We start from the raw sequence: 17,442 nt of genomic DNA on the forward strand, positions 1-17,442 counted from the left end.
CGCGGTCAGCGCTCCCCCTCGATCATCGCCACCAGCGCCGGCTCGTCCAGCCCGCCGGCGCGCAGGAAGCCCTGGTACCAGCCACACCCTTCTGCCTTCAGCAGCGCCAGTTGCTGCGGCGTCTCCACCCCCTCGGCGATCACCGCCAGGCCCAGGGCGTGGGCGATGTCGATCACCCCGCGGATCACCACCCGGTCGCGCGGGTCGCCTGCGATGTCGCGGGCCAGCGCCCGGTCGATCTTGACGTAATCGAGCGGCAGCGCCTTCAGATAGACGAGGCTTGAATAGCCCGTCCCGAAATCGTCGATCGCGACCCGGCATCCGGCTGCGCGCAGTTCGCCGAGCAGGCGGCTGGCGCGTTCCAGTTCGTGAATCATCCCCGTCTCGGTCAGCTCGACGGTCAACCGCCCGCGCGGGAAGCCGCTGGCATCGACGCGGTCGAGGAACAGCCGCGCGAAGCCCGCCCGCGCCACGTCGGCCGCGGTCAGGTTCAGCGACAGGCGCAGGTGCCCGAGCGCACGCGGCCAGCGTGCCGCCGTGGCGAGCGTCAGCTCTTGGATATGATCGGACAGCGCGATGCCCAGATCGGCGCGATCCGCCGCTGCGAACAGCATGTCCGCGCCGATCGGTCCCAGCGTCGGGTGCGCCCAGCGCGCCAGCGCCTCGACCCCGGTGATTCGGCCGGTCGCGATCTCCACCTGCGGCTGGAAGACGATCTCGATCTCGCCGCGGGTGACCGCGTGGTGGAGGTCCGCCGCCAGCGCATCGAGCGTCGCCACCCGGTCGGGCGGCGCGATCCGAACATTGCCGCCGTAGCTGCCACGCGCCGCGTCCAGTGCTTCCGCCGCGCGTGCGATCAGCGAAAAGGGATCGTCGCCAGCCTCGACCGCGGCGACACCCGCGCGGCTGCCGAGCAGCACCGTCGCACCCTCGACATCGATCGAACGGGCGAGCGCCTGGCAGACCGCCGCGGCCGCCCCGCTCGCCCGCTCGACCTCCACCGCGGCGAGGAACAGGTCACCGCTAGAGCGGACGACCAGCGTATCGTCCGCCAGTGCGGCGCCGATGCGCTGCGCGGCCTCGGCGATCGCGGCATCGACCACGTCCCGGCCGTGCGCGGCATTGACCAGATCGAGCCGGGACAGCGCCACTGCGACGACGGTGCAGGGCACGCCGGCCGCGATCCATGCCGACAGCCGCTCGATCAGGGCCGCCCCCTCCTCCCCGTCGAGCGAGCCCAGCGCCCGGCGTTCGACCAGCCCCGCGCGTCGTGCGAAGCGCAACGCCGTCTCGATCTCGCCCGACCCGCGCGGATCGGCGAGGAAAGCGTGCGCGCCGGCGTCCAGAAATCTGTCCGCCACCCTGGCATCGGGCGTGATGACCAGCAGCGCCTCGCCCTGTCCGGACCGACGACGCACCTCGGCCAGTGCCAACTCTTCCCGCCCGCGTGCATCGACCAAGGCGACCGTGCGTTCGGCTTGCATGTGTGTCATTGCCCCAGACCCTAGCCGCCGCGCGCGCCATCCTCAATGCGCCGCGCGATCCGTACTTGCCCCGATCCGGCATGCGTCCTAGCGCGGTGTCGATGGCCCACGCTCCTGCCACTCCCGGCCTGGTCGATGTCCATGGACGGGCGATCCGCTATCTGCGCATCTCGGTCACCGACCGCTGCGACCTGCGCTGTCGCTACTGCATGGCCGAACAGATGACCTTTCTGCCCCGCTCGGCGCTCCTCAGCCTGGAGGAGATCGCGGTCATCGCCGAGCGTTTCGTAGCGCGCGGCGTCGACAAGATCCGGTTATCGGGAGGCGAGCCGCTGATCCGCCGCGATGTCAGCGAGCTGATCCGGCGGCTGGGCCGGCTGGTAGGCCACGGCTTGCAGGAGCTGACGCTGACTACCAACGGCACGCGCCTGGCGCAGCATGCGGCGGCACTGGTCGATGCCGGGGTGCGGCGCGTGAATGTCAGCCTCGACAGCCTTGATCCCGATCGCTTCCGCCATATCACCCGCCACGGCGATGTCGCGCAGGTGATCGCCGGCATCCGTGCCGCACGCGACGCGGGCTTGCGCGTGAAGCTGAACACGGTCGCCCTGCGCGGCCTGAACGAGGATGAATTGCCCGCCATCCTGCGCTGGTGCGTCGACGAGGGTCTGGACCTGTCGCTGATCGAGACCATGCCGCTCGGTGCGATCGACGAGGATCGGGTCGACCGCTTCCTGCCGTTGACGGCGGCGTTCGATCGGCTGTCGGCGGACTTTCCGCTGGTCCGCGACGCACATCGCAGCGGCGGCCCGGCGCGTTACTGGCGGGTTGAGGGGACCGACACGCGCCTGGGCCTGATCTCTCCACTCACCGCCAACTTCTGCGACGGGTGCAATCGCGTGCGGCTGACCACCGAAGGCAAGCTTTACCTGTGCCTGGGTCATGACGATCAGGTCGACCTGAAGGCGGCGCTCCGCGATGGGGGGCTGACCGCCCTCGACTCCGCGATCGACCACGGTCTGGGACGCAAGCCCGCCCGCCACGACTTTCGCATCCAGGCGGGTGCCATGCCTGCCGTGGCGCGACACATGAGCGTCACCGGCGGATGAACGGGTTCGAGCGGTGGGCGCTGGTCGCCTCGCCGACCGCCGTGGCGCAGACGGCGGCGGCCGAACTGGCCGACGCGATGGACTGGGTCGCCTTCGACGACGCCGATGTCGTCATTGCGCTGGGCGGCGACGGCTTCATGCTCCAGACATTGCACCGTCTGCTGGAGCGGCGTGCGCTGCCCGTACCGGTCTTCGGGATGAACTTGGGTACGGTCGGCTTCCTGATGAACGAGTGGCGGCGGCACGGCCTGCAGGAGCGGCTGGCGCGTGCCCGCCCCTTCAAGGTCACGCCGCTGGCGATGACCGCCACCGGGATCGACGGCCGCATCCACACCCTGCCTGCGATCAACGAAGTCTCTTTGCTGCGTGAGACGCGCCAGACCGCCAAGCTGGAGGTGACCGTCAATGACCGCGTCGTCCTGCCCGAACTGGCGTGCGACGGCATTCTGGTGGCGACGCCCGCGGGGTCGACCGCCTACAACTTCTCTGCCCAAGGACCGATCCTGCCGCTGGGATCGGCAATGGTCGCGCTGACCCCGATCAGCGCGTTCCGACCCCGGCGCTGGCGCGGCGCGATCCTGCCGGACAAGGCGCGGATCGGCCTGCGCGTGCTCGATCCCGGCAAGCGCCCCGTTTCCGCCGTCGCCGACCAGCGCGAGGTGCGCGACGTCGCGCAAGTCGACATCTGCATGGATCGGCAGCACGAGCTGACATTGCTGTTCGATCCGGAACACGCGCTCGATGACCGTATCACGATGGAACAGTTCATCGCCTGACGGCGATTCGCGGGGGAGCAGTTCATCGGCTGACCGCGGATCGTCACATTCCGGGTTGCATCGTCGTTCCGGGCAGTTATAGAGCCGCCCACGGCAACGATCCCTGATAGCTCAGCGGTAGAGCTCTCGACTGTTAATCGAGCGGCCGTAGGTTCGAATCCTACTCAGGGAGCCACCGTTTTCCGCTAAGGCGGTCAAAACGCTGGCAATTTTGCCGAAGCGCTGATCGCGTTCCCTCCATGGCTACCACCATTGGCTGACGACGGCGGCTGATGCTCGTACGCATGCCGCATCAAGGTCGGGCCGGTTCGATCACTCGATCTGACGATGGCGGAGCCCAAGGCGTGCGCTTCGTGTTGGCGAACATGCCCCGCCGAGCTTGCGCCCGAGCCGCCCGCGCTAGCTTGTCGACAGCTGCTTGCTTGCCCTCGTCGTCGAGCCAATCCCAATCGGGACTAGCGACAAGTGCATCCAGCTGCGGCTTCAGGGCCTGCCCAGACGCCTCCGAATAGCGGCTGTACTCTTCTGGCGTCAGCCGGTTGCCGGACACGGTGCGCTGAGGGGCCGACAGATTTATGCCCTCAGCGAGGAGGGCTGCGGTAGTGCGGTCATTGCGCCGCGTACCGGTCCAAATCGGCGAGGCGATGTCTGGTCCGAGCCCGCCTTCGGAGCGCATCTCTCTACCGTAGACGTCACGACGGGCGGGCAAATCGTCCGACATTCCCGGAATACGCGAGCGAATGCGATCCAGCGGTCCACGCGCTTCCCGCAAAACTGGGTCGCTCACCCGCGCGAACTGCGCGACGGCGCTCGGAACGACAATCCCGCCGACCAGCCGCGATATGAACCCTTCGGAGTAGCGCCCTGGATCATTGACAGCTTCCAAGGCTCCGCTGAGCCCGCTCAGCCAGGTCTTGGAGGACAGGTTGTTGAGGATCGCCGCCACCACGAGCGTCCCCGAACGCTCCTGCTGCTTGTCGGTCATGTGTGATTGCAGATCAACCATATCGGCCACGGTCCCGATGGTGGTCGAGAACGGATCGAGGCGCGCATAGCTGTAGTATCGATCGCCTACCTTCAGGCTGTACGGCTGCCACCCATCAGCCATCAACAGGCGCCGGGCCGAAGGATCGGCAGGCCCCCCGCCCGTGATCTTCCCGTCTACCGCCGCCTCGTACATCGCCGCGCCAAAGCCTGTGCCGACGAGCGCGCGCGCGATAGCCAAGTCTCGACGCGCTCCCCCCGCGGACACTTCCTTGCGCCACGACTTCATGAGCAGCGCCGCGGGGGAGCGTTCGGCTGCAAACTTGAGCAGATTGACCGGCGTGCGCACGAACGGCAGCAACAGCTTGAGTGCAGGTTGGCGCTGGGTGCCTCGCGAGATGCCCGCCGCGATGCTGTCCGACGCCATTGGCGTCTGGAAGGTCAGGTAACGGGCATAGTCCATCGACTTCGCCAGCATGTCATCCGGCGGGTTCAGGACCAAGGCTGCCGCGCGATCACGGGCAGCCGCGCCAGAAAGCCCCTCCGTCTTCGCTTGCCGCATGGCGAGGCCGTTCAGCTCCATCCGCCGGGCGATACCCTTGAACAGCTCATCTTCGGCCGCGAGCAGACGAGTAGGGGTGCGGATGAACGACCCTAGCTTGCCGCCGATCGCATTGGCCTGCTGCTGCTCCACCTTGGACACGGCATCCACCGTGTCGCCCGTCAGGAAGGCTCGGGCTGCGGCGCGCGCTCCTTCCTTCGCTCCCGTGACCAGCCCGACTGCGCGAGTGCCGAGTTCAGAGAACAGCACCCGTTCTGTCTGGCTTTGCCCCGGAAGGAAGCTGCGCACCGCTCCGATGCCCGCAGCCGCTGCATGCTCAGGCAGCTGACCGATCGCGGTTAGGGTGTTCGACAGGATGTTAACCGCATGCGTCTGCGTACCGGACAACAGGCTGTTGATATAAAGCTCGACTGCCTTGTCCTTCCAACGGGGCAGCAGCGACCGGAGGGCGAACTGGTTGATGCCGGCCGGGCTGACCCCAACGCGCTCTAGATCAACGATGCGCTCGGCAACCTCCTTCGCCCGCCCCGCCCCGCCTAAGCCCTCACCAAGGGACGACAAGGCGCGCGTCGCGTCCCGACTATCCGCTGCCATCCGGAACTGTGCGAGCAAACGGCCAGCTTCGGCCGTCATCCCCGCAACCTGCTCTTGGATGGCTGCATGACGCAACCACGCGCTACGGAACGCCGCTTCTACCTCGTCGCCGGGGTTCTCCACTCGGGCGACCCGCTTGGCGATGTTCACAAGGTCGGTGGCAGAGCGAGCCAGGATCTGACGAGCAGCCAGCGCCTCTTCCGCGTTGAACGCCTGCCCCTTGCGGCGCTTCAGCAGATCGTCCGCTGTCATGCCGAGGTCAGCGGCGAGGTTCTTGGTTTCCGCCTGGGTGATCCGCCCGCGCGTCGCGGCGTCGAACCCACCCGCACGACGCTCGGTCTGCACCAGCGCCCGCGCGATCGACTGCGGGCTGTCCAGCTTGTCCAACCGGATGTTGCCGGCAAGGTTCGGGACGTTCTCTCCCCATTCCTCGTAGGCCTGCACTGGCGGGGTGATCGCATCCAGATCGTCCGCCCCGATCGGCTGACCACGATCTTCCATCAGCGGCGAACCCGCCAGGCGGGCGCCCTCCACGTCCTGCCGTTGGCGACGAGCTGCCTCGAACGCGTCAACCTCCGCCAGATCGTCCGAGCGGAATGCCCGCTGCTGCCCGCTATGGGTCGCGTTCAGCGCGTCCAAGAACTCGTCGACGGTCGGCCGCTCGACGTGATCCGGGAAGAACCCGGCTTCCCACGCCTGCAACGCCGCCTCGTCATAGGTCATGCCCTCGTTGGCGACGAGCGGCCCCAGCCGGCTCTCCCCGCCTGCGAAGTCCATCCCCTGCCGCGGCGCGTTGGTGATGCCGTAGTGTTCCAGCTCGCCGCCCTGCGCACGGATGCCGCCCTGCGACCGGAGCCACGACACCATATCGAGGGGGCCGCGCTTGGCGATCGGCGCACCAGTGGTCGCGCTGGGTATCGTCCGGCGCTCCAAGGTGGCGCGCTCATCGGGCGCACGAACCGGAGCGACCCGGCCTGCCGCGATCCGCTCGGCCTCCTCGATGCCATCGACCGCGTTCGCAGGCAGCGGCAACACGTCGCTTGCCTGAATAGATGCCGCCTGCTCCCCCCGGATTGCATTGGCGATAGAGGCGGGCGCTTCCGGCGCGGCGTCAGCTTCCGGGCCGTACAGCGTGGGGCGGGCAATCTCCTGCCGCGCCCCGATCGTCTCGGCCGGCGCTGCGCCTGCGGCTACGGGCCGTTCCGATGGCGAAACTGCGGGGCCAGTCTCTTCAGCCAGCGACGCAGCATCGTTCGACAGGCGGGTGCGCTCGGCATCAATGGCACCGTCTGTAAAGTCTGTTGCCGCCCGCTCGCCCTCACGGCCCGCGAGTTTCGAGAAAGGCCGGCCAACCATCTGAGCCAGCTTCGGCGCTGCTACGCCCAGCCCGGCGCCCAAGGTCAGGCCCACCGGTCCGCCGATCAGTGCGCCCGTGGCGCGATCCTGCCACGTCTCGCCCTGCCCTGCGCCTGCGACCGTGCCTTCTACAGCACCGGCCACGCCCAGCCGGCCGACCACTGCATTGCGCGCGGCCTGTTCAGCAGCGAACCTGCCAGCGCCACCGCGCAGCGCCGCTCGGGCAGCCGCGAAGCCGACGCCCTCTGCCGATAGACCAGGCACAGCGAGCCCGCCGACGAGCTGCCCACCAAAGCGGGCGTAAGGATGCTTGGCGTCGTCGAAGGCCAACACAGATCGGTTCTGGTCGAGATTGTTGGCGTAGATGTCGCCGAAGCGTCGATCGCTCGACCACACGTTTTCACGGTCACCAGGCAGCAGCGTGTCAGCGATGGCGCCCGCCTCGTCCAGAACGTTGACCGGATCGGCGAACCCTCGCAGCGAAGCGCCCAGCAAGCCGTCGCCGGGATCGGTCAGGACGCGGGGTGGTGAGGTGTAGCGAACATCACCGCCAGCCGGCCGGCCTTTGTCCCGCTCGGCATAATTGCGGCGCACTTCAGCTTCATTGACGCTGAAGCCGTTCGCTTTCGCGAAGGCCAGCAGCTCATCGGGCTTTGACGCTGGATCCTGCCAGATCGAGATATACCGGTCGGCAATCTCGGGCCGCAGGCCCTGCGCCGGCAACGGATCATCCCAGAACACAGCCGTGCGGTTATCACCCGGCTTTCCCTCTTCCGGCTTGGCCCAAGGGTCTGGGGTGCCATGACGGTAGGACGAGGGTTGTTCGAACGAACCGGCCCACGCGCCGCGACGGTTCAGCCGCGCGTCTCGCTCCGCTTCCATATAGGCCGGCAGACGCTTCGGATCGTTCTTGAGATATTCGGGGGTGGCGATGCCGTAGCCTTGGCGCAGCAGTGCCGTCCCCGCATCGCCGCCATTGTCCAGGCTGACGACCGGGCGTCCGTAGGTGGAGGCGCCCGTGGGCGTAACCGTCGCGTCCGGCTTGGCAAATGGCACCAGTGCAGTGCGCGCATCCCGCCCGAGCGGGACCGAGCCTCCCGCCCGCGTGCGGCCGGTCTGGCTCAGCTCGAACGCATCGACGCCGTACAGCCGAGCGTTGATCCCGCCACGCAGGGCGAACGTATCTCCGTCGTGCACGGCGCCGGTCGGGATAAGCTGCGCCGGGAGCGGGGAAGGTGTGGGCCGCGGCATGGGCTCAAGTACGGGGTCAGTGTTCCAGAAGCGGTTTTCCTGTGGCTGGACCGGAGCGGGCGGCGTCGAGGTTGGCTTTGCCACTCGATCATTCTTCCACCAGTCGTCAGCCATCATGGCTTCACCCGCTGCGACCCGTCAGGCGCAATGTACGAAGCGCCAGAAGGCAGCTTCGCGTAATCAGCGCGGGAGCCGACCCGCACAGGTGCAGCGGAAGCGGCGGGAGAGCCACGGCCCCCGCGGCCGGGCGGTCGTCGGTAATAATCCAGCGCGGCCTGCTCTCCCGGCGTCATTGGCCCGCCTTTCGCCAGCTTGCTCAGGATCGGAGAGATCACAGCAGCGGGCGAGCGCGGTGCGCCAGTGAAGGCCATCCCCCGGCGCGAGGGAGCAGGATGCGACTGCGCGTAGGTCGGAGTATTTCGCAGAGCTACGCGGTTGTCCTGCCGGGCACCTTCAAGCTGCTGGCGCCCGCTGAGGGCCGTTGGCCCGTTGGCGCGCAGGACATAATCCTTTATCGCGGCCTCGTAGGAAGGGTCGTCTGGCGAAAGCCCGAGAGACGAGGCGTATGCCTCATAATCTTCGGGACCATCATAGACGACCTCCGCGCGCCCCGTCGCCGGATCAAAGCGGACCCGATCATTTCCCGTGTTGAAGTACTGCGGCGCGTTCATCCGCGCATCGCGATCCTCGATCTGCCACTGACGGTCTTGCCACCGCTGGTCCTGCTGGCGGCGCAGAGCGACGATCTGATCCGCGCGCTGCTGCTGCTGCTGCTGAGCCAGCATGGCACGGTCACGGTATTTGCTCGATCCGCTGAACGCATCCGACAGCGTTCCGAGAACGCCGGACAGCCCACCGTTACGAGCAAAGAAGCCCGGCTGCTGCGCATTAGTCAGGTTGCGCCCGAGTGCGGCCACCTGATCGGGTGGTGTCATGATGCTCTCGATGGGGATCGGATCAGGCTCGCGAACCGCAAGCAGATCATCTTGCGCGGCTCCGCCGCCGACCAGGGGCCTCCGGGCTCCGGCGAACATAGGCATCAGCAATTTCCCTTCGGAGGCAGGCTCGCCAAAATGCGGCCATCAGCAATTGCGGACAGGATTGATGCCCGCGGCAAGAACTCTTCGACGGCTTGCGCCAACAGGCTGACCGCCTCGTCGCTGTCGGCAGCGGCCAACGATGTAAGGATGCTCAGGCATTCGCCTTCACGGGTGCATGCAGGGTCGTCGACCCCGCAGGATCGGTCAAAGCTAGCCCGCCGGATCAGCACCTTGCCCAAGCGGCACGCCGAATCCAGATCACCAGATGCCGCGCCGAGCCGCGCAGTGGCTTCCAGCAGCACCAGCCCTTCAAGAACCCCGATGTTCTCCTGCTCAACATCGGCAAGCGCGTTCTGGTATATCTCGGACACCGCAGCGACCGATCCGCCCGCAGCGTCACGGAACACTCGATCAAAATCGCTTAGCTCCGATGCGATGGGATCTTCCCGCCACTGGTTCGCGACCAAGAGGCTTTCGGGCCGCAGCAATGGCCCAACTTGGACAAGCCGGGCAACCGCAGCCTCGACCCCAACATCAGCACTCTGCTCCAGCCGGCGGATCGCTTCGGCTCCGAGCCAGATGGCCCGCGCTTCTCGATCATGTCGCGCAGCGAAGGTGCCATGCGCCAGCAACACCTCCGCAAGCTCCAGCAGCGCGTTCCCATCGCCTGTTGCCGACGCAAGGCGCTGCCAGAATCCAGTCGCCACGATACCTTCGGCGTAGTTGACCTTCCCAGCCGCCGTGTTGCTCGCCCAGATACCGGCAAGCTCGCCGAAGGCTGTAACATCGCCCGACGCTGCGCGTCCAAGGAGCGAGCCGGGGACACAGTGCAAAGCCTCGACCGTCATTTGCCGAGGCCGGCGATGGTGCTGCCGATGTCCAGCGCCTTCCCAATGCTGTCCATGACGGACGGCGTGTAGGTGCCGGTGCGGGTCTGATACTGGCCGAGGAGCGAGCCGAGCCCGCCGGCATATGCCTGCGCCGACTGTTGCGGGAGGCCAATCGCCCCGTTTGCCAGCTGGAGGTATGCCCCGAGCCCTTGGTACTTCGCCGCATCTAGCGACGGCGCCAGCGACGCGGCCTGCCCCATACGCGCACGCTCGTTGCTGTAATCGGTGTAGCGCAGACCCGTCTCATTCTCCGACAGCGCCTTGCCAAGCGCATACTGGTTTGCCCCAGAGCCCGTGCGGCCTGCTGCCGAGAACTGTGCGGCAACCCGATCGCGAACGCCGCTGTTCGTCGCGTCGATCTGCGCCTGAAGGTAGGGATTGCCTTCGTCGAGGAACTTCCCGCCCAGAACGGAGGTGTTGTAATCCGTGGCAGCGTCTAGCTGGGCGTTGGGGCCGAAAGCTTTTGCGGCGAAGCTGGGCAACTGCGCGCCGAGCGTACCCGAAACCGCGCTGATGGTAGGCTGGGCCGCAGCGTAGGCGTCTTGCAGAGCGCCGGCCGCAGACGAGATATACGGTTTGGCGAACTTAGACGGGTCACTCGTCTGCTTCGTCTTGCTTGAGGATAAACCCAAGGCGCGTCTCCTGACGGTGAACAGCGCTCACGACGAAGCAACAGCACCCCGGCGACCGGGCTGCTTTGATGCAATGTTCTCGTGATGCTGTGGTGGGGTCGGCAGTCCGCTGGCGTCGAAGCAGCGGAGCTTTCCTGACGCTACGGGTATGCCACAAACGCCGTCGCGCCTCAAACGAAAGTGTGGCAAATCGGCCGACATGAGCGCGAAGAGTTATGCCCTGACGGCAGCATCAATGCTTGCGGCGATCTTATCGGGTTGCGCGGACAACAGGGATGCGCAGGCGAAAGCCAGATACGAACACGCGCGCGCCAAGGTCCACCAGGCCATGTGCGGCTCCAAGCCGGGCGACAAGGCGACAGCGCTGGCAGCGCTGAGCGAAGATCCGACCCTCAAAGATATGCCTGACGACGTTTTCGACATTGCCGCCGAGATCGAGCAGCGCGGCTGCGCCTCAACCAAGCAGCGTTAACGCAGGCGGACACCCGGCCCGCCGGAGGGCACGCCGTCGCCAGCAGCAAAGAAGATAACGCCGCCGGCCTCCAGTGCCTCCTGTAGCTTGCGTACCGTAGAAGCGTAGGCATCGCCGCCCCGCTCAAAACTTGAGACGGTGGCAGCACGAACCGCCGCCGCCTTGCCCAGATCGTCGATCGACCAACCAAGAGCGGCGCGAGCCATCCGAGATTGCAACGGTGTCATCTGCATAGACCGCATAAATAGTTCGGTATATCGCTTGACACAACCCCACAGACCGCTATGTTTATAGCGTTCTTGGTGCTACCAACACGAAGAACGGCGCGACGGGGTGCTACCAACACCACCGCCGAGCCTAACCACAACCGATCCGTAGGAGATCGCCATGGCTACTGCCGCGCATAGCATTGTCGCGCCTGCGCTCAAGAGCGCCGCGAACGATACCGGTCCCGTCGACTGGACCCGCAACCCCGTCGTCCGCAAGCTGCTCGCCAGCTTCGCCACCAACCCGCCTCCCATCAAGATGCTCGCCCGGCACGAACGCTGGGATGGCTTTGACTACACCTACACCGGCTATCGCGTCGCCGCGCTTCAGGTGCTGCGCACCAGCATTGTCGAGCCGGCCTATGCCGCTGCCGAGGCACGCGGCGACCTCGATGCCGCCTGCGCCGTGTGCGCCTCGCCCAGCGTGTTCGAGGCCGTGCAGCGCGCGCTCTGCATTCCGACCCTCCGCCCAATCACGGTCGCCGTTCGCGACCTGAACCCGGCCGCTTGGGGCGACACGCTGTGAGCGCCGCCCCGCTGAACCGCCGCGCCCTTATCGGGGGCGCCGGCATCGCCGCTGTTGCTCTGGCGACGCCGCTCGTAGCCGGTGCCGCACCCGCCACCCCACAGCCGTCGCGCTTCGCAAGCCTGATCCGCGCGAACGAGGCAGCCGTTCACCGCTTCAACACGCTGCCCGAGTATCTGGAAACTCGCGACCGCGCCGCCTTCGAAGCCGAAGAGGAGCGGATGCACGAAGCATATCGGCTGGCCGCTTATGCCTCGCCTACCACCTGGCCGGAGTTTGCCTGCTGGATCGAACACGTCTCGGATGGCGGGCACTCTGCTATCGATGACGAGGATGTCGAACGCCTGCTGGCGCATACCCGCCGCCTCGCGAAGCTGGAGGGCTAAGCGATGACCCAGCCCAACACCACCCGCCGCGATCTGCTGCGCTTTGGCACCAGTGCCGCCGCCTATGCCGCTGGCGCTGCCATCGTCGTCGGGGGAGCCGCCCTCGCCAGTGAGGCGAAAGGCGCAACACCGGGGGTCAACCCGCGCCTCCTGCGCGCCATCGCCCTGCGCGATCGTGCAGAAGAGGCGGCAAGTCGCTTCGACGACGACGTGGAGATGCCCGCCCGCCGCGCCTACGCAGCCGCGGTCAAGGCGCTTCCCGCAATCCCTGCCGTTCCGCACCGGAGTGTCGCCACTACGTTCATCAACATCGAGGGCGAAGAGAAGCGCCTTTCGACAGATATGATCGGCGCCGCAGCCTGTGCCCGTAGGGTGGCCAATGACCCGACGTGGAGCGACATGGGCGACGATGTGTGGCGGCGCGCCAACTGTGAGCTGGCTGCTCTGGCTGACGAGCGTGACGCACTCGTTGCTGCGCACCAGGCAGACCACGACGCTGCCGTTCAGCGCCTACAAGCAAGCCATCGACTGAATGCGCTGAGCGAGCGGAGCGAAGCCCTATCCACCCGCGAGTTCAAGCTGTGGCTTGCCGCCATAGCCGTGCCCGCCACCGGCCTGCCCGATCTGCTGACCAAGCTGGACTTCGTCGAACGGACCCGTGGCAGCTCGATGAGCGAGGACGTGGTGGATGCGATCCACGCCGATGTTCGTCAACTCGCAGGCGGGGAGGCATGACCATGCTGGACAACATTGCACCACGTCAGCCCAGCCTGATGCAGCGCCTGCGGGCGTTCTGGCGCCGGATCGAGCCGGGCATCACCGTCGACCGAGCGAACAGCATCGAGCGCTGGGACTGCAACGGCGAAGGCGCAGCCATCAACATCGCGTTCGAAGGCTTCGGCCTGTCCTTCTCGGTGTTCGTCGGCCGCACGCCGCCCTTCCGCCCGCACCGGGCCGACGAACGCACGGCGCAGCTGACGCGCTGGTACAACGGGGAGGACTGCTGACATGGCACGATCAACTCACAGCATCGCCAGCCGCTTCCTCGCCATCGGCGGGCGGCTGATGATCCACCCGTCCGGCAGGCTGGAATTCGGCATCAACATGCACCCGATGCTCGCGCTCGACACACCCGAGAGCGAACGCCGCCGCCTGCTGCGTCGCACCCGCGCCGCCCGCCGGCTGATCGATCGACGCGGCGGACAGGTCGCCGCTCTTATTCAACAGCATGGCCGTCCGGTATCGGGCTGGTCCGTATGGGAGGGCCGCTGACGTGACCCAGATCCATTGCCATGATGGCAATACCTTGAGCCCACGGGGTGGGTGTAACGCCCACCCCTTCGACCCCCGCGCATGGCTCCAGGCCCTCGTCCAGATCGGGGGCGGCTACGCCCTCGCGTCCGGGCGCCGGCTCTGGCTGGTGGTCGAGGATTGCGACCAAGACGACCTCGCCAGCGTCATGCGCCCGCTGATCGGCCAGCCCGATCGTGTCGAAGCAATCCGCGACGCCATCGAGCGACGCTCTTTCGGGGAGTCTGCATAATGGCCACTGTTCTTGAACCGCAGCAGCCGACCCTCCGCCCCTTCATCGTCTACGACGAGGCGCCAGCCGGGTGCATCCCCTTCCTCGTCACCAACGACGACACCGCACCCCACCTTCGCCCTGGCGACGTAGCGCTGGTCGACACCACCGACCGCGTTCCCGCCGATGACCTCTTCGTGGTGCGGAACGGCGACCGCGCCTGCCTGCGTGAGCTGCAATCCCGGCACATTGAATTCGTCGAACGGAGCGGCAAGCCGCGACCCGGACGGGGGTGGTTCGTCACCCGGTACAATCGACCGCGCAACGAGGCTGCGTGGAGGGAGGCATGGGAGAGCGGGCGCCCCATCGTCGGGCTTAGCGACGGCCCCTATGCCGAGGACGGGCCGCTGGCTGGCGTGCTGCCCTCCAAGCTGGTTGGCCGGGTCGTCGGGATCCTCGTCACGCGGTTCGCTGAACCGCTCTACCTATCACCGGCTTCGCGGTCGCTGGACGGCAACTCGCCGACGCGGCGCGCGCGGGGGTAGCGGGGTGAGTTCAGCGGCCTCGGTTAGCTCCGCCTCCAGGTCGACGTCGTCGAGATCCTCATCCTCCGGCCACAGCACCGGTTCCCATTCCTCATCGTTCGAAGGCCGAAACCGGTCCTCCCATTCCCCTGTGAGCGTCGGCGCCGGCGGCAACTCGCTCCAGTCATCCGGCAACTTGTCCCAATCGGGGTCTTTCGTGCGCGGCACCACTTGTCCCGTGAACCGCTCCCAATAAAGTCCGCCCGGCCCGATTATCTGGCACTCACATTCATCCGGTGAGCAGCATTCGTCCACCATCCAGAAAAGCTGGCCCATCGTCTCGGCAGCGAAGATGCCGACAATTTCACGAGCGTTTGGTTCGCCGTCTTTCAGCCTGACCAGGTAAACTTCCATTTGAGGAGCATATCTTCGTAGTTGGGCGGTGCAAGGTGGCATATCGGGGTCACCGGTCGAGCTTGATTTGCTTCTATGGAGTCAAGCCGAATCCAAAATGGGATGAGCCGAGTGCGAGGCGATGTTTCGTCGATTGAACCTGAGAGTCGCGGCACATACAGTCCTTCGCGACGGGATACGCCGGAACTACCTTCAGCCTGATCGCTTCGTCCGTGACGGCAGTTAGCAGGACGGTTGCCCACAGGATGGTAACCTATTCGCCCGCTGGTGAAACGGAGGCCGGGGCCCGTCACCTTGCTGAAAAGTCGTAGCCATAGAATTCGAAAATAGCTCGTTCCGCAGCAGGGATCGTGCCTTGATGCGGCAGCGGCAGGAGCGTCAGTCCGAAGTTTGCATGGACCCTGCTCCGTCCCTCTTTTGCCATCCTCTCGCTCAAGAGGCGAGCAGGCGACAGCTCGTGCGTCGGCAAGGCTGAGTTGGCTGCTTGGAAAAACGCGCTTGCCACAATGTCTGCCAGTTGTAGCCCTGCAACACTTGTGTGTGGCCTTACCTCGCACAGTTCCGGTACAAGCACGCCAGGAACAATGTGCCGAGCTTTAAGCGTTAGCGTGCCAGCGCGTGCCTGATACTCAAGTTTCTTGAGGTAACCAACGAGATCAGGGTAACGATGTCCGCCGCGCTCCGAAAAGACGATCTTGATAACCGGGCTGACATGGTCCTGTTTTGCGCGGCGTGCGCACCAAGCAGTCACGCGCTCAAGGAGGAAGCGTAGGCACCAGTTATAATATTGGTCAGGACTCATGCGTCCCAAGGCAGCAGACCGGTGGCCGCGCATATTAGCTTTGTGCGAGGCAAGCGCGAAAAGTCGCACTCCCTTTGAAGCTAGCATCCGGGCTACGCGCCGCTTATTAGATAGCGAGAGATTGCGGTAATGCAGATCCGGCTTCTGGCGAGATCGAGTCACATTCCGCATCTCTTCAATCCAGCCGCGGACTTCTGGCTCGCGATGCGCGGCAACGACAACAGCCCCCAATGTAAACCATTCAGTCCACGCCGGCACGCTAGGCGATGACTTAATCCCGGGGTCGCCAGCTTCATCGATGAATACGACATACCCTGGATTCGGTAGTTCCATTTCTCTTTTCTAGCGGTCGCATGGCCTAGGTGCCAAACACCAAGTGTCAGCCCTACATCGCGCAGGCTGCGTGTTTGATCATCGCGCTGTCGACTCCCCAGCTGCACCTGCATTCGTTGGAAGGGCTGCTATACCGTCTTGGCCCTAAAAGTGCCGATTAGATGGGGCATCACCATCGATAGTGACCAAGTTAGGGGTCATGCTCCCCAATCCGGCCCTTCCTCGTCCGGATAGAAGGCATGTGGGTCATACGGCTCTGATCGCCGGGGCGGTCCCGGGGAACGCGGTGCAGGCGGCTTGTCCGACGACGGCGGCAGCGTCGGCTCGCCACCGCCGAAGCGGACACGGATGAACGCCGACCCGCCATCGATACCTTGGAAGATCGCCTCGGCATCCTCACCGCGTGCCATCCGCCCGACAATATATGGCGCCCGCTCTGCGTTGATGTAGCCGAGTTGCACGCCTCGTGGGCTCAACACCGCGACGGCGTTGCTGTCGTGCTTGTTTTTCGGCTCCGGGATCAACTCAACGTGTTCACCTGGTAGCGTCATCATCGCCTCGGACCTACGGTTGCTGCCGTCGTCGTTCGGGAAGTCGATGCCGACCACGGCCAGGGTGAGTTCCTGCATAAGTTCGCTAGCGTAGAGGCTCTTGACCGGCAGCGTCCACCGCCTCGTCCTGATCAAGGGCGAAGTCCCAGCCCGCGTGATCCGAACGACCGCTCTCGCCCAATAGCGGGACATTCCACGGGCCAGGTGACTGCGGCTTACGCGCCGGCTAGGTAAGACTGCTAATGGCCATCGGCAGTCGATCAGGCTTCAGGAGAGTACGCGTGCTTTTTCACACCATGGTCGGATCGAATGACATTGAACGGTCGAAGCGCTTCTACGACACGGTGCTCCGCACCTTGGGTGCAGGGGAAGGGACGCGGAATATCGCCGACAGCGGCCATACACGTCTGATCTACAACAACGGCAACGGAACCAACTTCATCGTCAGCCAGCCAATCAACGACGAACCGGCAAGTGTCGCCAACGGCAGCACCGTCGCCTTTTCCTGCGACTCGCCCGAACAGGTGAAGCAGCTTCACGATACCGCCGTTGCCGCTGGCGGAACCTCGATCGAAGCTCCGCCCGGACCGCGCGAAACCGCCTCCATGGGCACCATCCAACTGGCCTATTTCCGTGACCCCGACGGCAACAAACTGTGCGGAATTCATTTTCCTGCCTGATCCGTCCGGCACGGGCCCGCTTCTGATGACAGCGGACCCCGATCATGCGATCCCGCAAATGTCCGCTCTCCCCCCAATCGCGGACAGCGCGCGACGGAGACACCCTCCGCGTTGACGATTAATTAGCTACCCGACCTGGAGACGCGAGCCGCGCCGCTGCGTTCTCAGGGAGGGCCGGCGCGAATACGTCCCCAGCGTGGGCCATCTTCCGCGCCGGGAATAATCCAGTGGACGTTTTTCGCCGTTGTGCGTTGCGGCAGAACAGGCGCGCTGATTGTGACCCAGCGC

The 17,442-nt window shown here is 65.7% G+C and carries 20 protein-coding genes and 1 tRNA gene; 12 read left to right on the forward strand and 9 right to left on the reverse strand.

The genetic code is table 11. From position 1 onward, the window contains the following. Positions 1-5: 5 nt before the first annotated feature. Positions 6-1,484, reverse strand: a complete 1,479-nt coding sequence (locus Q5H91_RS03540; protein WP_305171829.1) for an EAL domain-containing protein — start codon at positions 1,482-1,484, stop codon at positions 6-8. Positions 1,485-1,585: 101 nt separating this feature from the next. Here Q5H91_RS03540 and moaA point away from each other — a divergent pair, with 101 nt between their 5' ends. The 3 genes from moaA to Q5H91_RS03555 all read left to right on the forward strand — a co-directional run bounded on the left by moaA (position 1,586) and on the right by Q5H91_RS03555 (position 3,544). Continuing rightward, complete coding sequence (gene moaA / locus Q5H91_RS03545) at positions 1,586-2,593, forward strand: GTP 3',8-cyclase MoaA (protein WP_305171830.1); 1,008 nt, start codon at positions 1,586-1,588, stop codon at positions 2,591-2,593. Continuing rightward, the gene (locus Q5H91_RS03550; protein ID WP_305171831.1) at positions 2,590-3,369 is read left to right on the forward strand and encodes an NAD kinase; all 780 of its coding nucleotides are present in this window, start codon (positions 2,590-2,592) and stop codon (positions 3,367-3,369) included. Before moaA ends, Q5H91_RS03550 begins: the two co-directional genes overlap by 4 nt. 100 nt (positions 3,370-3,469) lie before the next feature. Continuing rightward, positions 3,470-3,544: transfer RNA gene (locus Q5H91_RS03555), tRNA-Asn, on the forward strand. 117 nt (positions 3,545-3,661) lie between these two features. Here Q5H91_RS03555 and Q5H91_RS03560 read toward each other — a convergent pair. Genes Q5H91_RS03560 through Q5H91_RS03575 form a run of 4 tightly spaced genes read right to left on the reverse strand, consistent with a single transcriptional unit; the run spans position 3,662 to position 10,678 of the window. Further along, positions 3,662-8,233, reverse strand: a complete 4,572-nt coding sequence (locus Q5H91_RS03560) for a thermonuclease family protein (protein WP_305171832.1) — start codon at positions 8,231-8,233, stop codon at positions 3,662-3,664. Beyond that, positions 8,230-9,156 (reverse strand): hypothetical protein, encoded by a 927-nt coding sequence (locus Q5H91_RS03565; RefSeq protein WP_305171833.1) that lies wholly within the window; start codon positions 9,154-9,156, stop codon positions 8,230-8,232. Before Q5H91_RS03565 ends, Q5H91_RS03560 begins: the two co-directional genes overlap by 4 nt. Beyond that, positions 9,156-10,004 carry a hypothetical protein gene (locus tag Q5H91_RS03570; RefSeq protein ID WP_305171834.1) on the reverse strand — a complete coding sequence of 283 codons (849 nt, stop codon included), beginning with the start codon at positions 10,002-10,004 and terminating at the stop codon, positions 9,156-9,158. Before Q5H91_RS03570 ends, Q5H91_RS03565 begins: the two co-directional genes overlap by 1 nt. Next, entirely contained in the window at positions 10,001-10,678 is a 678-nt protein-coding gene (locus Q5H91_RS03575) for a hypothetical protein (protein ID WP_305171835.1), read from the reverse strand. Before Q5H91_RS03575 ends, Q5H91_RS03570 begins: the two co-directional genes overlap by 4 nt. A 199-nt stretch (positions 10,679-10,877) precedes the next feature. On the opposite strand from Q5H91_RS03575, the gene Q5H91_RS03580 reads away from it, so the two are divergent. Next, the gene (locus Q5H91_RS03580; RefSeq protein WP_305171836.1) at positions 10,878-11,150 is read left to right on the forward strand and encodes a hypothetical protein; all 273 of its coding nucleotides are present in this window, start codon (positions 10,878-10,880) and stop codon (positions 11,148-11,150) included. Here Q5H91_RS03580 and Q5H91_RS03585 read toward each other — a convergent pair. Beyond that, positions 11,147-11,383: a helix-turn-helix domain-containing protein gene (locus Q5H91_RS03585; RefSeq protein WP_305171837.1), complete on the reverse strand. Its 237-nt coding sequence runs from the start codon at positions 11,381-11,383 to the stop codon at positions 11,147-11,149. The two genes, Q5H91_RS03580 and Q5H91_RS03585, sit on opposite strands and share 4 nt — an antisense overlap. Positions 11,384-11,537: 154 nt before the next feature. Between Q5H91_RS03585 and Q5H91_RS03590 the strand changes: the two genes are divergently transcribed. The 7 genes from Q5H91_RS03590 to Q5H91_RS03620 are packed head-to-tail and all read left to right on the forward strand — an operon-like array spanning position 11,538 to position 14,395. After that, positions 11,538-11,942 (forward strand): hypothetical protein, encoded by a 405-nt coding sequence (locus Q5H91_RS03590; protein WP_305171838.1) that lies wholly within the window; start codon positions 11,538-11,540, stop codon positions 11,940-11,942. Beyond that, positions 11,939-12,328, forward strand: a complete 390-nt coding sequence (locus Q5H91_RS03595; protein WP_305171839.1) for a hypothetical protein — start codon at positions 11,939-11,941, stop codon at positions 12,326-12,328. The genes Q5H91_RS03590 and Q5H91_RS03595 overlap by 4 nt, the downstream gene beginning before the upstream one ends. A gap of 3 nt (positions 12,329-12,331) precedes the next feature. Next, a complete protein-coding gene (locus Q5H91_RS03600; RefSeq protein ID WP_305171840.1) occupies positions 12,332-13,063 on the forward strand; it encodes a hypothetical protein in 732 nt (243 codons plus the stop codon). Continuing rightward, a complete protein-coding gene (locus Q5H91_RS03605) occupies positions 13,060-13,335 on the forward strand; it encodes a hypothetical protein (RefSeq protein WP_305171841.1) in 276 nt (91 codons plus the stop codon). The genes Q5H91_RS03600 and Q5H91_RS03605 overlap by 4 nt, the downstream gene beginning before the upstream one ends. 1 nt (position 13,336) lies before the next feature. Beyond that, positions 13,337-13,600, forward strand: a complete 264-nt coding sequence (locus Q5H91_RS03610) for a hypothetical protein (protein ID WP_305171842.1) — start codon at positions 13,337-13,339, stop codon at positions 13,598-13,600. 1 nt (position 13,601) lies between these two features. Further along, complete coding sequence (locus tag Q5H91_RS03615) at positions 13,602-13,871, forward strand: hypothetical protein (RefSeq protein ID WP_305171843.1); 270 nt, start codon at positions 13,602-13,604, stop codon at positions 13,869-13,871. Continuing rightward, complete coding sequence (locus Q5H91_RS03620) at positions 13,871-14,395, forward strand: S24/S26 family peptidase (protein ID WP_305171844.1); 525 nt, start codon at positions 13,871-13,873, stop codon at positions 14,393-14,395. The genes Q5H91_RS03615 and Q5H91_RS03620 overlap by 1 nt, the downstream gene beginning before the upstream one ends. Here the strand turns inward: Q5H91_RS03620 and Q5H91_RS03625 are convergent. From Q5H91_RS03625 to Q5H91_RS03635, 3 genes are all read right to left on the reverse strand, one after another. Further along, on the reverse strand, positions 14,339-14,788 hold the full coding sequence (locus tag Q5H91_RS03625; RefSeq protein ID WP_305171845.1) for a hypothetical protein: 450 nt from the start codon (positions 14,786-14,788) through the stop codon (positions 14,339-14,341). The genes Q5H91_RS03620 and Q5H91_RS03625 overlap by 57 nt on opposite strands. 289 nt (positions 14,789-15,077) lie before the next feature. Further along, positions 15,078-15,923 carry a DUF3800 domain-containing protein gene (locus Q5H91_RS03630; RefSeq protein WP_305171846.1) on the reverse strand — a complete coding sequence of 282 codons (846 nt, stop codon included), beginning with the start codon at positions 15,921-15,923 and terminating at the stop codon, positions 15,078-15,080. A gap of 197 nt (positions 15,924-16,120) precedes the next feature. Continuing rightward, positions 16,121-16,552 carry an HIRAN domain-containing protein gene (locus Q5H91_RS03635; RefSeq protein WP_305171847.1) on the reverse strand — a complete coding sequence of 144 codons (432 nt, stop codon included), beginning with the start codon at positions 16,550-16,552 and terminating at the stop codon, positions 16,121-16,123. Positions 16,553-16,755: 203 nt separating this feature from the next. Here Q5H91_RS03635 and Q5H91_RS03640 point away from each other — a divergent pair, with 203 nt between their 5' ends. Next, positions 16,756-17,154 (forward strand): VOC family protein, encoded by a 399-nt coding sequence (locus tag Q5H91_RS03640; RefSeq protein WP_305171848.1) that lies wholly within the window; start codon positions 16,756-16,758, stop codon positions 17,152-17,154. The last annotated feature ends 288 nt before the right edge of the window (positions 17,155-17,442 follow it).

The sequence above is a fragment of the Sphingomonas aurea genome (assembly GCF_030678875.1).
Lineage (GTDB): Bacteria > Pseudomonadota > Alphaproteobacteria > Sphingomonadales > Sphingomonadaceae > Sphingomonas > Sphingomonas aurea.

Bases quoted from the DNA above. Each gene is read 5' to 3' on its own strand.
- Q5H91_RS03540 (WP_305171829.1), bottom strand. From the start codon at position 1,484: ATGCAAGCCGAACGCACGGTCGCCTTGGTCGATGCACGCGGGCGGGAA.
- moaA (WP_305171830.1), top strand. From the start codon at position 1,586: ATGGCCCACGCTCCTGCCACTCCCGGCCTGGTCGATGTCCATGGACGG.
- Q5H91_RS03550 (WP_305171831.1), top strand. From the start codon at position 2,590: ATGAACGGGTTCGAGCGGTGGGCGCTGGTCGCCTCGCCGACCGCCGTG.
- Q5H91_RS03560 (WP_305171832.1), bottom strand. From the start codon at position 8,233: ATGATGGCTGACGACTGGTGGAAGAATGATCGAGTGGCAAAGCCAACC.
- Q5H91_RS03565 (WP_305171833.1), bottom strand. From the start codon at position 9,156: ATGCCTATGTTCGCCGGAGCCCGGAGGCCCCTGGTCGGCGGCGGAGCC.
- Q5H91_RS03570 (WP_305171834.1), bottom strand. From the start codon at position 10,004: ATGACGGTCGAGGCTTTGCACTGTGTCCCCGGCTCGCTCCTTGGACGC.
- Q5H91_RS03580 (WP_305171836.1), top strand. From the start codon at position 10,878: ATGAGCGCGAAGAGTTATGCCCTGACGGCAGCATCAATGCTTGCGGCG.
- Q5H91_RS03585 (WP_305171837.1), bottom strand. From the start codon at position 11,383: ATGCAGATGACACCGTTGCAATCTCGGATGGCTCGCGCCGCTCTTGGT.
- Q5H91_RS03590 (WP_305171838.1), top strand. From the start codon at position 11,538: ATGGCTACTGCCGCGCATAGCATTGTCGCGCCTGCGCTCAAGAGCGCC.
- Q5H91_RS03600 (WP_305171840.1), top strand. From the start codon at position 12,332: ATGACCCAGCCCAACACCACCCGCCGCGATCTGCTGCGCTTTGGCACC.
- Q5H91_RS03605 (WP_305171841.1), top strand. From the start codon at position 13,060: ATGACCATGCTGGACAACATTGCACCACGTCAGCCCAGCCTGATGCAG.
- Q5H91_RS03610 (WP_305171842.1), top strand. From the start codon at position 13,337: ATGGCACGATCAACTCACAGCATCGCCAGCCGCTTCCTCGCCATCGGC.
- Q5H91_RS03620 (WP_305171844.1), top strand. From the start codon at position 13,871: ATGGCCACTGTTCTTGAACCGCAGCAGCCGACCCTCCGCCCCTTCATC.
- Q5H91_RS03625 (WP_305171845.1), bottom strand. From the start codon at position 14,788: ATGGAAGTTTACCTGGTCAGGCTGAAAGACGGCGAACCAAACGCTCGT.
- Q5H91_RS03630 (WP_305171846.1), bottom strand. From the start codon at position 15,923: ATGGAACTACCGAATCCAGGGTATGTCGTATTCATCGATGAAGCTGGC.
- Q5H91_RS03635 (WP_305171847.1), bottom strand. From the start codon at position 16,552: ATGCAGGAACTCACCCTGGCCGTGGTCGGCATCGACTTCCCGAACGAC.